Origin of the sequence: Marinomonas mediterranea MMB-1 (assembly GCF_000192865.1) — a bacterium.
Lineage (GTDB): Bacteria > Pseudomonadota > Gammaproteobacteria > Pseudomonadales > Marinomonadaceae > Marinomonas > Marinomonas mediterranea.
Genome location: NC_015276.1, coordinates 3,131,500 through 3,145,631, shown reverse-complemented (window position 1 = coordinate 3,145,631; position 14,132 = coordinate 3,131,500). Strand labels below are relative to the sequence as shown.

General features: G+C 44.6%; 12 protein-coding genes. 3 read left to right on the top strand and 9 right to left on the bottom strand.

Annotation, left to right across the window (positions count from 1 at the left end; genetic code table 11):
- The first annotated feature begins 239 nt into the window (after positions 1-239).
- Together MARME_RS14410 and MARME_RS14405 are read left to right on the top strand one after the other, a co-directional pair.
- Positions 240-1,001: a substrate-binding periplasmic protein gene (locus MARME_RS14410; protein ID WP_013661997.1), complete on the top strand. Its 762-nt coding sequence runs from the start codon at positions 240-242 to the stop codon at positions 999-1,001.
- Between the two features lie 15 nt (positions 1,002-1,016).
- Positions 1,017-3,056, top strand: a complete 2,040-nt coding sequence (locus tag MARME_RS14405; protein WP_013661996.1) for a putative bifunctional diguanylate cyclase/phosphodiesterase — start codon at positions 1,017-1,019, stop codon at positions 3,054-3,056.
- Between the two features lie 185 nt (positions 3,057-3,241).
- On the opposite strand, the gene MARME_RS14400 is transcribed toward MARME_RS14405, so the two are convergent.
- The 9 genes from MARME_RS14400 to MARME_RS14360 form a co-directional block, all read right to left on the bottom strand.
- Positions 3,242-4,516, bottom strand: coding sequence for a glycerate kinase type-2 family protein (locus MARME_RS14400; RefSeq protein WP_013661995.1), 1,275 nt, complete (start codon positions 4,514-4,516; stop codon positions 3,242-3,244).
- A 56-nt stretch (positions 4,517-4,572) separates the two neighbouring features.
- Positions 4,573-4,950, bottom strand: coding sequence for a VanZ family protein (locus MARME_RS14395; protein ID WP_013661994.1), 378 nt, complete (start codon positions 4,948-4,950; stop codon positions 4,573-4,575).
- 25 nt (positions 4,951-4,975) lie between these two features.
- A complete protein-coding gene (gene dbpA / locus MARME_RS14390; RefSeq protein WP_013661993.1) occupies positions 4,976-6,358 on the bottom strand; it encodes an ATP-dependent RNA helicase DbpA in 1,383 nt (460 codons plus the stop codon).
- An 85-nt stretch (positions 6,359-6,443) separates the two neighbouring features.
- Positions 6,444-7,379, bottom strand: coding sequence for a LysR family transcriptional regulator (locus MARME_RS14385; protein WP_013661992.1), 936 nt, complete (start codon positions 7,377-7,379; stop codon positions 6,444-6,446).
- A 61-nt stretch (positions 7,380-7,440) separates the two neighbouring features.
- Positions 7,441-8,454 carry an ABC transporter ATP-binding protein gene (locus MARME_RS14380; RefSeq protein WP_013661991.1) on the bottom strand — a complete coding sequence of 338 codons (1,014 nt, stop codon included), beginning with the start codon at positions 8,452-8,454 and terminating at the stop codon, positions 7,441-7,443.
- Positions 8,455-8,456: 2 nt separating this feature from the next.
- Entirely contained in the window at positions 8,457-9,452 is a 996-nt protein-coding gene (locus MARME_RS14375; protein ID WP_013661990.1) for an ABC transporter ATP-binding protein, read from the bottom strand.
- A gap of 19 nt (positions 9,453-9,471) precedes the next feature.
- Entirely contained in the window at positions 9,472-10,413 is a 942-nt protein-coding gene (locus tag MARME_RS14370; protein WP_013661989.1) for an ABC transporter permease, read from the bottom strand.
- The gene (locus tag MARME_RS14365; protein WP_013661988.1) at positions 10,410-11,390 is read right to left on the bottom strand and encodes an ABC transporter permease; all 981 of its coding nucleotides are present in this window, start codon (positions 11,388-11,390) and stop codon (positions 10,410-10,412) included. Before MARME_RS14365 ends, MARME_RS14370 begins: the two co-directional genes overlap by 4 nt.
- Positions 11,390-13,018: an ABC transporter substrate-binding protein gene (locus tag MARME_RS14360; protein ID WP_148231036.1), complete on the bottom strand. Its 1,629-nt coding sequence runs from the start codon at positions 13,016-13,018 to the stop codon at positions 11,390-11,392. The genes MARME_RS14365 and MARME_RS14360 overlap by 1 nt, the downstream gene beginning before the upstream one ends.
- Before the next feature lie 423 nt (positions 13,019-13,441).
- On the opposite strand from MARME_RS14360, the gene MARME_RS14355 reads away from it, so the two are divergent.
- Complete coding sequence (locus tag MARME_RS14355) at positions 13,442-14,032, top strand: acyl carrier protein phosphodiesterase (RefSeq protein ID WP_013661986.1); 591 nt, start codon at positions 13,442-13,444, stop codon at positions 14,030-14,032.
- Positions 14,033-14,132: the final 100 nt, after the last annotated feature.

Genomic DNA, 14,132 nt, shown 5'->3' with positions numbered 1-14,132 from the left:
GACGTTGTCGTGATTAGGGCAGTGAGCAATATGTAAGCATATGTTGCTTATTCTGATCGAAATAGGCGGGATAGTAGTTACGAACATTAACATTTTCGCTTTTTGTGTAGTGTAATGTTGCGTTCGGTTGTTTTGTTTTTATTTCGTATAGATTCAAGTAATGTACAAAGATTAAACTATTACACCTTACTTGGTGTAGGGGATTTTTCGGACCATCGAGTAACGAAAAAGGATTATATATGAGGAATTCCGTTACCGTGACAAAGTTTCTGTTAGCTGCGCTGATTTGCGTTTTTTCGTCGTTCTCTTGGGCTGAGTCTCGTTCGCCTGTTACTTTTTATATTGTTGACTACCCACCTTATCTCATTGAATCGGATGACCAAGGGAAAGTATCTGGAATGGACGTTGATATCGTTCGCGCTGCTTTTAAAGAGGTAGGGATCGAGGCGTCCATAAAAGTGATGCCATGGAAAAGAATTGTGAAATCCATGAAGCGGGGCTTAATAGCAGGAACAATTAGCTGCTCTATACGTCAGGAACGTAATGGCTATATGTTATTTAGTGATCCGATCAGTCAGGTCACTCAAGTCGCAGTGAGCGTGGCAAATCACAATATAAACGATGTGTCATCTATAAAGGACTTGTCCAAATACAAGGTAATAGGAGTAGAAAATTGGGGCCTACTTAAGGATTTGACCAAGAATGGCGTTAAATTTGATACAACGAAAAATATCGAAAACGGCATTACCAGCCTTTTATACCGCGACGTTGATGTATTTTTTAACGGAGCGGAAACCACTGCCTATCAAGCAAAATTAATGGGCGTTCGCCACAAGCTGGCTTTTTCTTCCCTCAAGGATATTCCTTCGACGGCTTTGAGATTGTGTGTAAGCAAAGCATTCCCTCATAGCCAAGAAATTATTGAAGCGTTTAGTAAGGGGCTGACATTAATTAAAAGTAATGGATCCTATGATTCTATTCGACTTCACTATCTAAATTAGGTGCCAGTCAAACGTATGGGTATTCGCATTAAACAACGTCTTGCAATTCGGCACGCTAGATACATTTTATTGCTGTCGCTTTCTATCGGTTTATTCTCGTCATTACTCCAAGTGTATCTTGATTTGTTGGATGAAAGAACGCGTCAAATCCACGAAATTGAGAAGGTTCTCTCTTTTCATACAGACGCCGCAACGCAAGCTGTTTATAACCTAGACGAAGATGTTTCTAAGAATATCGTTGAATCAATTGTATCCGACAAACGTTTTTATAAGGCGTCTATCATTGATGATTTCGGCGACGTATTAGCAACGAGTACGTTAGACAAACCAGAAACCGCGACTTGGTTACTTCAGCTTAGCGACAGTATGCTCGACATCCCTGATCACTTTGTTTCTAAATTAGCATTACGAGAGTACAGCTATTTTCCTGGAAGAGTGGAAGTGTGGGTCGATGTCAGTTTTGTCGCAAAAGGGTTTGCGCGTCGCGCTATTACGACCGCGTTTACCGGACTTTTATCAACCTCGCTCCTCACACTTATTCTACTTATTGTGCTCTATCGAGGCTTGTCTAAACCGATTATGGACATATCTCGGTGGGTTGAAAAGTTCAGTTCACGCAATCAACTTACTAAGGACCCGTATAGTCGGGATGACGAACTGGGGGACTTAGTCACGTGTTTCAAAGAAGCATGGCAAGAAAGAGATGATGCCGAAGCCCAGATACACAAACTAGCTTACTTTGATTCACTTACCCAGTTACCTAATCGAAGGTTACTGATTGAGATGCTCACACGCGATATTGAATCGCATGCGGCCACTAAATTGCATGGCGCGGTGATGTATTTCGATATTGACCGTTTTAAGACCATCAATGACTCGCTAGGTCACTCTATCGGTGATTTGCTGTTATGTGAGATTGGCAAACGCGTGTTGGAAGTCATTCCAAAGAGTGCGACCTGTGCTCGATTCGGTGGCGATGAATATGTTGTATTGCTTTCCGACATGGGCTTAAACCGTGAGGCATGCTCACTTGCAGTGAAGGACGTTGCATCGACCTTGTTGAAGCGTTTGTCAGAGCCGATGGAAATTGAAGGTAATGTACTGCATTGCACGGTTAGTATCGGTATTGCCCTTTTTCCAGAAAAAGGCAATACCTGTTTGGACATTATTAGACGTGCCGATACCGCACTATATGGCGTAAAAGCGGCGGGGAGAAACGGTTACCAGTTTTTTGACCAAGAAATGCAGCGAGTCGCGAGTCAACAACTTTCTATTGTAGAGGGGATTCACGTTGCATTGGCCGAACAACAATTTGAACTTTGGTTTCAGCCGCAGTTAGATGCCAAAGGTAGAACCACAGCGGCAGAAGCGCTTATAAGGTGGCGTCATCCTGTTCAAGGTTTGGTATACCCAAACGATTTTTTAGAGGTTGCCGAAGAAAGTGGCCAAATAAAGCGAATTGGGCTTTGGGTTATCGAGGAAGCGTGTCGTTTATTGGCTGGTTGGCGCACAACGGGGTTACCTGAGTGCTTCGAGAGAGTGTCCATTAACGTTAGCCCGTCACAGTTTATTGAAGGAAGCTTTATTGCTCGAGTGATAGAAATCTTAGAACGGCATGATATTCCGGGCTCGATGCTTGAGTTTGAGATAACCGAAAATATGTTGATCCGTAATTTTGAGATCGCTTCTACAAAAATGGCGACCTTGAAGGAGCTTGGTATCACGTTTGCGATTGATGACTTTGGAACAGGGTATTCTTCTTTAAAATACTTGAGCAATTTGCCTTTGGATGTCTTGAAAATTGATCGGTCTTTTGTGACTAACCTTCATCAAGAGTCTAGCGAAACGTCGATTGTTGAGCTGATCATGGCAATGGCACAAAAGCTGGATCTTAGAGTCATTGCAGAGGGGGTGAGTAGCGTTGCGGAGAAAGAGTGTTTGGACCAATTAGGTTGTCGTTTCTATCAGGGCTTTTTATTCTCTCGTCCACTAAAAGCCGAGCTGTTCTATAAAGACTTGAAGGAAGATCGCTATATAGAACACTCGAGCTGTTAAGATGTCTAAGTGATGTATTTGCAGTTATGTCACTTTTTAACTTTCTAGAAGAGACATTACTTTCTAGACGTGCTGTTATCCGCTAGAAGTGCGGTTATTTAGGGTTATAAATGAGTATTCAAGTCTCTTTTTAACACTCTTTTTAATACTGTATCGGAGAGCGTACAGCAGTTGTTAAAAGGTCTCTACTTGTCGATAAAAATGGCGCGAAAGTCATTCACATTGGTCAAAGTAGGCCCTGTGTCGATTGAGATCCCCAGTTTTGAAAAAAAGGTATGAGCATCATTATTGTCTAGGTAGTCGCTAGGCTTGATGGATTTCTGTTCGGCTAACTCCAATGTTTTGTCCGTCATCAGCGCTCCTGCCAACTCCGCTGCGCCGTCGACCCCGTCTGTATCGCACGCGATGGCCGAAATGCCTTTTTCTCCTGCTAGTTGAATGGCTAACGACAGCAAATATTCGACGTTTCTACCACCGACGCCATTTCCTTTGATTGTAACGGTCGTTTCCCCTCCAGAAAGCAGTACGCAAGGAGGTTCTATTGGCTGCTTGAAAGTACGAACTTGCTTTGCAATCCCCGCCATGACTTTACCGACTTCTCTTGCTTCTCCTTCAATACTGTCACCTAAAATCAGGCTTTTTATACCTAGATTTTTGGCACGCTTGGCGGCGGCTTCGAGTGCCATTTGTGGTGTAGCGATAAGGTGGTTTTCGCAATTTTTTAGGATTGGATCATCAGGCTTAATGGTTTCATAGTTGCCCGCTTGCAAATTTGCTCTAACCGTGTCAGAAATTGGGATTGAATACTTATCGATAATGGTGAGGGCATCGGCGCATGTCGTGGTGTCGCCGACTGTAGGGCCAGATGCAATAGAGGGCAAATCGTCGCCAGGGACATCAGAGATCAAAAGAGTCATTACTTTTGCCGGAAAACAAGCCGCGGCAAGTTGACCGCCTTTTATTTTAGAAAGATGACGGCGTACGGTGTTCATCTCGACGATGTTTGCGCCACATTTAAGAAGTGCCTGATTGATTTCTTGCTTTTCTTTTAGTGATACCCCGTCAACTGGGCAGGGCATCAGTGCTGATCCGCCTCCTGATATGAGTACGATCACCTGATCCTCTTCGCTTAAGCCACTGACTTCATCTAAAATTGCGTAAGCTGCATTAAGACCGTTTTCGTCGGGAACGGGGTGAGCGGCTTCTAGAATTTTGATGTGGTCACATTTTACCGCATAGCCATAACGGGTAACGACGGTGCCTGTTAGAGGGCCGTCCCAGCTTTCTTCTAGCGCTTTTGCCATTGCAGCTGAGGCTTTTCCTGCGCCAATAACAATTGTTTTTCCACTGGTTTTTGTAGGAAGATGACGAGGGATGCATTTATTTGGCTGTGCAACATCAAGCGCAGCATCAAATAACGAGCTGAGAAACTGGGTATGCATGAGTTCTGAAGATGACATTATAAGCTCCTAATTTGGTTCTATATTGCTTTCCTTAAACCTTACTTAAGCAGTTTCTATGCCATGCGCTCTTTGTATTTTTTGAGTGTTTTCAGTAGGAGGGTCGCAAAAAGCACAATAACAACACCAGCGGCGTCAGCGAAAAAATCGAGCCATTCCCCATAACGGTTTACATAGGGTTGTATTAGCTCTATTGCGCCGCCCCAAAGAATGATAAGGACACTGAAGCGGTAGAATCGTTTTATTGGGCCCAAGCAGCAAAGCAAGGCCCAGCCCCCGAAACCGACGATATGATGTAGCTTGTCGCCGCCGGGTACAGGAGGAAGTTCATCGGCAGGAAGAAGGGTCGCAAATGAGATGATCAAGAAACCAATCCAGAAGCCAACGCGTTGAGCTTTCGGACTTTTTAGAAACTGAAATACGCTCTCTTTCATACTCGGTTGGTCGCTCTTGTCGTGCTTATCGAAGAACGCGGGACTTTATTGTTCGCCCTTTGATCTTTTTGTTCGCTAGGGATTTGACCACCTTACGCGCTTGCTGGGCTTCCACTGCAACATACGCTTGAAAGTCATAAATATCGATTTTGCCCACAGCGCTTTTTTCTAGGCCGATTCCCGCCGTCAACGCACCTAAAATGTCACCCGGTCTCAGTTTGTTCTTACGGCCAGCGTCAAAAGCGATGGTCGCCATTTCTGGTGTGAGAGAGTACGACAATGGTGTCTCGGGCAGATCGATAAACTCCGGTGTAATATCGAATCGTTCAATAATTCCTTTCAGTTTGTAGTCGTCTTTATCCGTAATAAAGCTGAGGGCTTGCCCAGAGTGCCCTGCTCGGCCTGTTCGACCTATGCGATGAGTGTGTACATCGATATCACGTGTCGTGTCGAAGTTAATAACCAGATCAATTTCTTTGACATCAATACCTCGTGCAGCAACATCCGTTGCAACCATTATGCAGGCACTTTTATTGGCAAAGCGAACCAGTACTTGATCACGTTGTTTTTGTTCTAAATCACCGTGAATAGCAACGGTGCTGACGCTTTGCTCATTGAGAAAATCGGCAACGGCTTGCGTATCTGCTTTGGTATTACAGAAAACAATCGCCTGTCGTGGTCCAAAGTAAGCCAGAGAGTCGAGTAAGGTTTCATACTTTTGCGCTTTTTCAGTGCGAGCAAAAAATTGCTTGATGTCTGGCTTTAAGTCTTGATTGACTTCGATTTGAATTTGACTCGGGTTGTTTTGGAACTCGTTACTGATTTCTTCGATGTTGTCGCCATAGGTCGCACTAAACAACAAGGTCTGGCGTGTACTAGGGGTTTCTAATACGACTTCTCGGATACTGTCAACAAATCCCATGTCTAGCATTCTGTCAGCTTCGTCTAACACCAATGTGTTTAGGTATTGTAAAGACAGCGTGCGTTTTCTTAGGTGCTCTAGCAGGCGACCCGGCGTACCGACGACAATGTGAGCGCCATGCTCAAGGGAGCCTATTTGAGGGCCAAAGGGCATTCCACCACACAGCGTTAACACTTTGATGTTGTTCATGAAGCGCGCAACGCGGCGAATTTCTTTTGCCACTTGATCGGCAAGTTCACGTGTTGGGCACATGATCAAAGCTTGAGTCGAAAAATAACGCGGGTTAATTCTTAACAGTAACCCAATTGCAAAAGCGAGGGTTTTACCACTGCCTGTTTGCGCTTGTGCCAGCAAATCTTTTCCTTCCAGTATATCTGGCAAGCACTGCTCTTGAACGGGGGTAAAACCTTTAAATCCCATATCACCGAGAAGTTTGGTGAGTTCTGAGGGTAAAGCGAGCGGTAAGGAATGAGAGAAGTTGGACACGATGTTTTGACTCAGGTAGTTAGCATTCGCGCCATCATACCAGAGCCGCCCATTAATGTACTTAGATTATCCAAAATAGACGGAGTTAAAGCCGTCCTTTACTATCAAGGTAGTCTTTTAATTGCTGCCAAAACTGATGCAAGTTATTACTTTGGTTGTGTTTGTCTCGATAAAGGCGCAATTCCAGCGGTATGTGCCAGTTTTCATCGCCCGCCAGTGCGACTTTTCCGTAGCTTAATGTGTCTTCAAGTAGGCTTGCCGGAATCCATCCTATGCCATAACCCTCTTTGACCAAGGCTTTCACACTGACAGAATTGTAGTTTTCCGTTAGCGTTTCCAGTTGAGGCACTTCTCTTTGTCTCTGCAAATGATGCTGAATCACAGGATGTAAGAATGAGTTATCATAATAACCTATGTAAGGAAGAGGACGTTTTCTTGACCCTGGAAGCTCAAACCTTGCTTCACCTTCTACGTCTGCGGCACTAATGGGCAACAGTGCTTCTCGACCAACGACGAGATAATCATATTGGTTATCGTCAAGCTCCCGTAAGAAATCGATAGCAGGGTGCCAAAAGCACAGCATCAAATCCGATTGCTTGTCTTTTAGTGAGTTGATGAAGTCTACGCCAATCCATGAGCTTGATTTCATATTCACATCCATAGAGACATCAATGCTCTGACAAAATGGCTCCAGCGCATCTTTATAGAAGCTAAGGAACAATGTCTGTGTGGTAACAAAGCTGATCCGAGACTCTTCCAGTTTTTTGATTTCCTGACATTTCTCTTTTGTATCACGTATTTGGCGTGTAATGAGTTCTGCGCTTTGTAAGAACACTTCACCCGCTGGGGTGAGTGACAGCGGCAGTGTATTACGATCAATCAAGGTCACTTTCATTTCTTCTTCAAGCAACTTGATTCGTCGACTGAACGTGGGCTGTGTGACATTCTGCTCATCCGCTGCTCTAGAGAAATGTCGCGTTTTTGCCAAAGCAATAAAGTCTTCGAGCCATCTTATTTCCATAGGGCGGCTCCTTTTTGGCAAGCAAGGAAAGGAACATTAGGTAGAGTGATCAATAATAAAATCATAGAATTCGACCCTCCTCAAGCGCATGGCAGGCGACACTTGAGCCGTCTTTTTGGACTTTCATCGCAGGCGATTCAGCAAAGCAGCGTGGCGTGGCGTGAGGACAACGAGCCTGAAAAACGCAGCCAATTGGCTTTTCCATTGGCGTCGGAACTTCACCACTTAGTTTAATTAACTCAGGTGCATTCGTATCCAAACGAGGAATAGCGGAAAGCAACGCCCGTGTATAAGGGTGTTTAGGCGATGAAAACAAGGATTCTCGTGATGCCAGTTCACACACTCGCCCTAAATACATCACAGCGACGCGAGTTGCGAAGTGTTCTACGACAGCAAGGTCGTGGGTGATAAACAGATACGTCAGGTTGTATTCTTCTTGTTTATCCATCATCAAGTTCAGGACTTGAGCCTGAACGGACACATCCAACGCCGCCAAGGGTTCGTCCGCGACAATAAATTCTGGCTCAACAGACAATGCGCGAGCAAGCGAAATTCGTTGACGCTGTCCGCCCGAGAACTCGTGGGGGTATCGATCCACGGCGTCGGCGTGTAAGCCTACCGACTCCAATAGCTCTTCTATTTTTTCCTCTATTTCACGCGTCTTCATTTGGGGGTTATGAAAGGATATTGCTTCGCGTAGTGTTTGATAGACCGTCATTCTAGGGTTTAAAGACCCATAAGGGTTTTGAAATACCATCTGCATTCGTCGGCGATATAAAAGACGCTCTTTATCGTTTAGATGGTCAATGCGCTCGTTGAGGTAATGGATTTCTCCCGCGCTTGGCGGCGTTAAGCCCATAAGCGTTCGCGCTAACGTGGATTTACCGCACCCTGTCTCCCCGACAACGCACAGCGTTTCGCCTTTTAATATGGTTAGATTAACCCCGTTTAAGGCATAAACGCTTTCTTGACGACGATGGAACTGGCCTTTTCGAAAGCGGATTCGATTAATAAGCCCAGTGTCTTTGGTAAAAACCTTTTCGAGGTTGCTAATTTGAATAAGAGGAATCGACATTATCAATATTCCCCCAGAGAAGCGCGTTCTTCTTCGAACATGTCCTCAATCAAAAAGCAGGAAACAGTCGAAATACCACTGTTAATGAACTCAGGCTGCTGGGTTTTGCACTTGTCTGTCGCGTAGGGGCAGCGATTGTGAAAAGCGCAGCCACTTGGTCTATCTGAAAGTGACGGCATACTGCCTTTAATTTGGTTGAGTCGCTGCCCAGGTAATGACATCTGGGGCAGTGCGTTTAGCAGTCCTTGGGTATAAGGGTGTTGAGGGTCATTGATCAGTTCAAGCGTCGGACCTTCTTCAACAATTCGACCTGCGTACATCACCAGTGTTCGCTCTGCTACTTTTGAGACAATGCCTAAATCATGGCTTATTAGAATCAGTGCAACGCCGTTCTTCTTACAAATTTCTAGCAGCAGCTGAAGAATCTCTGCCTGAATGGTCACGTCTAAGGCCGTGGTTGGTTCGTCTGCAATAATGATGTCTGGTGTTAGAAGCAGTATCGCCGCGATGATCACTCGCTGTCTCATCCCACCTGATAATTCATGAGGATATTGATCAAACCGCTTTTCAGGAGAGGCGATTTGCACAGAAGCGAGCTTCTCTATCGCGATATTTTTTGCTTCACGGTAAGTAATATTAGTATGGCTTTTTATGGCTTCAACCAATTGTTGGCCAATCGTTAGTACTGGGTTTAAGGTCATCATTGGGTCTTGGAAGATCATTGCAATTCGCTTGCCCCGAACCTCCTGCATGTGACGTGGTCGAAGGCCAATAATCTCTTTCTTATCGAGCTTGATTGATCCTGATTTTATAAACCCTGGTCTCGTGATTAAGTTAACCATTGAGAAACCTAAAATCGATTTTCCAGCACCGGACTCACCGACAAAAGCAATCCGCTCTCCACGCTCCAATGAAAAGCTAATGTCTATAAGAGCAGGAAGTTCTTGTCGCCCTATACGGAAGGATACATTTAAATCTTTGACTGATAATAAGCTCATGCTTTGCTTCCGTTCTGCATCATTGTTTGTAGGTTCGCGGGTTTAAGTAGTCGCGTAACCAATCGCCTAACAGATTCATCACCAAGATAAGCCCGATCAGAGCGACGCTAGGAATGACGCAAATCCACCATGCACCGGAGAACAAATATCGAAAACCGGAGGAGATCAATGCCCCTAAAGAGGGTTCAGTGGAGGGCATGCCAAGACCAAGAAAAGAAAGTGCTGCTTCAGCAATGATGGCATTCGCAATTTGGATCGTGAAAATGACGAGAACGGGCGTCAATGTGTTTGGCAAAATATGCCTGAACATGATGCGTGTCTTACCAATGCCCATTACTCTCGCGGCATCGATATACTCTTTTTGTTTTTCGGCAAGTACCGAGGCGCGAATCGTACGGGCAAACAGGGGCCACTCAGCTAAACCAATGACTAATATGAGCATCAACATGGCGAGGTCTTCGTAGGTGTCCACACCAAAGGTCGCTTGGAAAATAGCGAGAAAAACAATCGCTGTCATAATCGTAGAGAAGGACAATTGTACATCGGCAAAACGCATTAGAAAGCTATCAACCCTTCCTCCCACATAGCCTGATATTAGCCCGATACTTATTCCGATAAAGGCTTGTATTGCAACGGCGAGAATACCAATGGTTAACGAAAGGCGCGTACCGTACAAAATCACAGACAACAAATCTCTTCCTTGTGAATCCGTACCGAGGAGGAAACGCTCATCTCCACTGACCCAATAAGGCGCAATTTCGGCGTTCAGTAAGTCCATAAAATTTGGATCATTAATGTCGTAAGGCGCAATTAAGGGCGCCAAGACGCTGACAACACAATAGAAAATAAACGCAGCGCAGGCCATGATAGCGAGCTTGTCGCCAACCACGCCAGCCCAAATATGATGTAAACGGTTGGCATGTGAAAGATGGGAATATTCACCGGGTTTGTGACCGATCATAGCGTATGACTCTCTAATTTCACCGTAGGGTTTGCCAATCCATATATCAAATCAACAAGTGTATTCGTCACAACAAAAATGCCGCCGACGACGATCAGATACGCAGAGATGAGAGGGGTATCTGCATGCCCCACTGCTTCAATAAATAAGAACCCCATACCGGGCCACTGGAAGATGCTCTCTGTGAAAATAGTGTAGGCGATGAGTGTGCCTGTCTGAATACCGCCAATAGTAATAACGGGAAGAGCGGTATTTTTTAACGCGTGGATAAAGTAAATTCGAGCCGGGGACAAACCCTTTGACCAAGCAAAGCGAATGTAATCAGACTCTAAAACTTCCAGCATTTCAGCCCGAATGAGTCGGATAAAAATAGGCATAATAGCAACAGAAAGTGAAAAAACGGGCAGTGCTAAATGCGCGAGGCCATCTTTAGACAATAGTCCTGTTTCCCAAGAGCCAAAAACGGGAACGGTTTCCCCTCGGCCAAAGCTCGGCATCAGTTGCAGTTGAATAGAAAACACATACACCATCAAAATAGCAATAATAAAAATCGGTATGGAGATCCCCAAGGTACTGATTAGCATCACCGCTCTTGAAAAGAGGCTTTTAGGCTTAATCGCAGCGGCAACACCACAAGGCGTCGCAACCAAAATCATGACTAAGATTGTGCATACAACAAGTTCAAGTGTCGCTGGCAATTTCTCTAGGATAAGGCCAAGAGCCGGTTCTTTATGGAAATAAGACATTCCAAGGTCGCCATGACTGACGCCTTTCAGGAAGTGCCAGTATTGGACGGCCACCGGTTTATTTAACCCAAGTTCATCCCTTAGCGCCTCTCTCTCAGATTGGCTCACTGTCGGGCTCAGTAATTGTTGTGTTGGATCCCCGATTTGACTTTGAATGGCAAAACTAATGACAGATATAACAAGCATCACTGCGACGGCTTGAATTAACCGACGAAATAAGAAATGCAGCATTAATCACGGGTCCCTTTGTTTTCAGTGATAATAAGGCGGTCAATATAAGGGTAGTTTTGATCATTAACAACGTTTTCGAAGTGAACGTTCTCTTTGGACGCCCAATTTAGCGATTGCCAAAATAAAGGAACCACAGCCGCATCATTGTGAAGGGTTCTTTCAACGCTTTGCAATAACCTGATTCTTCGCTCTGGATTCATCTCTGTGTTTGCTTGACCAATGGCTTGATTGATACTTGGGTTACAGTATTCGCTCGCATTGTACGCGCCAAGCCCAGATGAGCCATCTGGGCACGCCACTAAGAATTCGAATAGATTATTAGAGTCAAGCGTATCAGATTGCCATGTTACCATCATTAGATCGGCACTTCGTCGATCAAACTCTTGATAATATTGAGCCTTTGGCAAGGTCTTGAGGTTCACTTTTATGCCCACTTTAGACAACATGGACGCGATGGCCTCTGCGACCAGTTTGTCGTCCACATAACGATTGTTTGACGCCATCATGCTAACGCTTAACGTGTCTTTATAGCCGGCGTCTTCTAAAAGTGCTTTTGCTTTCGCGAGGTTGTATTCTGGTTTTAAAGACGAAACGTGCCCTAAAAAGCGGTCGGCGCTTAATTGTCCTGCGGGGGTTCCGTATCCCTTTAAGATTTTATCGACAATCAGTTTTTGATTGATAGCTAGGTTTATGGCTTTTCGGACTCGAATGTCTTTTAGAGCAAGGTTTCTCTCTTCATTCATATGCAAGAGCGCAATGCGAGTGCCTTGCAGTGTTCTTACTTTAATGCCTTTTTGCTGTTTCATTCTTGGGATATCGATTGGAGATATCGGGAATATGAAATCGACATCACCAGACAGCAGGGCGGCTAAACGCGTGGATGCATTTCTAATGGGGGTCAGGATTAATTTATCTACATTGCCTTTCGACTCTTTGTCCCAATAATGTGGGTTGCGTTTTAGAACGGTCTTAACCCCCGTTTTTCGCGCTTCGATGTAATACGCGCCAGTACCAGAGACATTTTTCGAGGCGAACGTTTCGCCATACTTCACAATCTTATCTCGGTCTTTAAAGTAGACGCGATCCATTGGGAAAACGTAGGTCATCACATTAAGGGTCAGTGGGTTTGGAGCGACGCTGATGATATCAATCGTATAAAGGTCAATGATTTTAGTGCCTTGAATGGTGTCAAACATGGCGCGAAAATCGGGAGAGCCTTTTAACCTGTTTATCGTATAAGCAACGTCTTTCGCGCTGAAAGCGTTACCCGTAATAAACTGCACGTCTTTTCGAAGGTAAAAACGAACGGTTTTTGGATCTATTTGTTCCCACTTCGTAGCAAGTCTTGGTTCCAGAGAGCCGTCTTTCTTCCATCGTACCAATGGATCGTAAACCAAATGAGAGAATTGTAAACTGCTTTCGGACAAGAGTTCATGAGGGTCGAGAGAGACAACGTTGTTGTCAAATGCCATGCGCAAAGTCGCAGCATGCGCCTGTAGTGCGCATACGCTCACTGCAATAGTGAGGAGTAATGTCGTCCGCTTTGTGAGACGTCGGATGACAGAAGAAAAAAAGTGTCGAGCTCTGTAAAACGTAAAAGCGGTTTTATCGCAGTAATCGTTGTTCATTTTTATGATCATTATTGGACTATGAAGGCCTTCTCTGGAAAGAACTAAAGTCAAAGACGCAGTTGATCCTTCCGAAATAGAATGCCAGTTATAACTTATTTTAGTGGCATTCAAACGTTTTTATAAAGGCTGTTTCCAAACACTAAACAGACAATCGCTGAAGCCAAACGTACTTTCAACTTAAGATATTCAAGGGGTCCATGATCATCATGATCAAAAGACATAGTACAAATTTGAGTTTGCTATTGCGAGTGTTAATATCAAGTAAGGCTGATTTTTCTGTCTTACTAGTCAATATTTGTCGTAATTGATCCTAATACATGCCTTTATTTGAACTCACTTCCGAGATTAATCTACATTTTGAGGCAAACGAGGCATGTTAAAAAACAAGAGTAAAACCGAAAGTAAAAACGAGAGTACCAATTGAATTACATTGCGCACCTTCATATCGCGGATATAACGAATACGTCGTTCGTTGGTAATCTTGTTGCTGACTTCGGCCTTCAGCCCGAGGTTGATTCCGAACTCTATCGAGGCTGGGTATTGCATCAAATGGTCGATTCCTTAGTGGATCATCATGCCGCGAGTATTGAATACCGCCAAATTGAGCGAAAAGGCCGCCGTAGATTTTCAGGGATAGTGCAAGACATTTTTATGGACTACTGGCTCGTTCAACATTGGTCTCGCTTTAGTGATGAATCCTTTCAATCGTTTTCAGAAAAAGCCGTAACATCGTTATCAGCGGATTTGCGGATGTGTCCTCCACGACTGCATTCCATGGTGGAATCGTTAGTGGAATATAATTGGTTACCTAATCTCGGTACGATAGAAGGCATCGAAAAAGCGATACGCTCCATTCAACGACGCTGGCGTCATGGTCATCATCTATCTCCATTTTTGGACGACATTCACGCAGAGCTGGCTTACGTCGAGCCCGTTTTCTTAAGCCTTTACCCAGAGGTGCTAGAAGCATCGGTTCGTTTCCAAATGGGCGTGAAAAAGACACAAACATAAAAAAGCCGAAGTAATGCCACTAATGTCAGTGGATTTACTTCGGCTAAAAAGGGCTTTTGGGCCCGATCGAGAGAACACCCAGAGCAAACAGTGAGCAGAT

What these genes read in the sequence shown, in the direction of transcription:
- MARME_RS14410 (WP_013661997.1), top strand. Translation starts at nt 240, where the DNA reads ATGAGGAATTCCGTTACCGTGACAAAGTTTCTGTTAGCTGCGCTGATT.
- MARME_RS14405 (WP_013661996.1), top strand. Translation starts at nt 1,017, where the DNA reads ATGGGTATTCGCATTAAACAACGTCTTGCAATTCGGCACGCTAGATAC.
- MARME_RS14400 (WP_013661995.1), bottom strand. Translation starts at nt 4,516, where the DNA reads ATGTCATCTTCAGAACTCATGCATACCCAGTTTCTCAGCTCGTTATTT.
- MARME_RS14395 (WP_013661994.1), bottom strand. Translation starts at nt 4,950, where the DNA reads ATGAAAGAGAGCGTATTTCAGTTTCTAAAAAGTCCGAAAGCTCAACGC.
- MARME_RS14385 (WP_013661992.1), bottom strand. Translation starts at nt 7,379, where the DNA reads ATGGAAATAAGATGGCTCGAAGACTTTATTGCTTTGGCAAAAACGCGA.
- MARME_RS14380 (WP_013661991.1), bottom strand. Translation starts at nt 8,454, where the DNA reads ATGTCGATTCCTCTTATTCAAATTAGCAACCTCGAAAAGGTTTTTACC.
- MARME_RS14375 (WP_013661990.1), bottom strand. Translation starts at nt 9,452, where the DNA reads ATGAGCTTATTATCAGTCAAAGATTTAAATGTATCCTTCCGTATAGGG.
- MARME_RS14370 (WP_013661989.1), bottom strand. Translation starts at nt 10,413, where the DNA reads ATGATCGGTCACAAACCCGGTGAATATTCCCATCTTTCACATGCCAAC.
- MARME_RS14365 (WP_013661988.1), bottom strand. Translation starts at nt 11,390, where the DNA reads ATGCTGCATTTCTTATTTCGTCGGTTAATTCAAGCCGTCGCAGTGATG.
- MARME_RS14360 (WP_148231036.1), bottom strand. Translation starts at nt 13,018, where the DNA reads ATGAACAACGATTACTGCGATAAAACCGCTTTTACGTTTTACAGAGCT.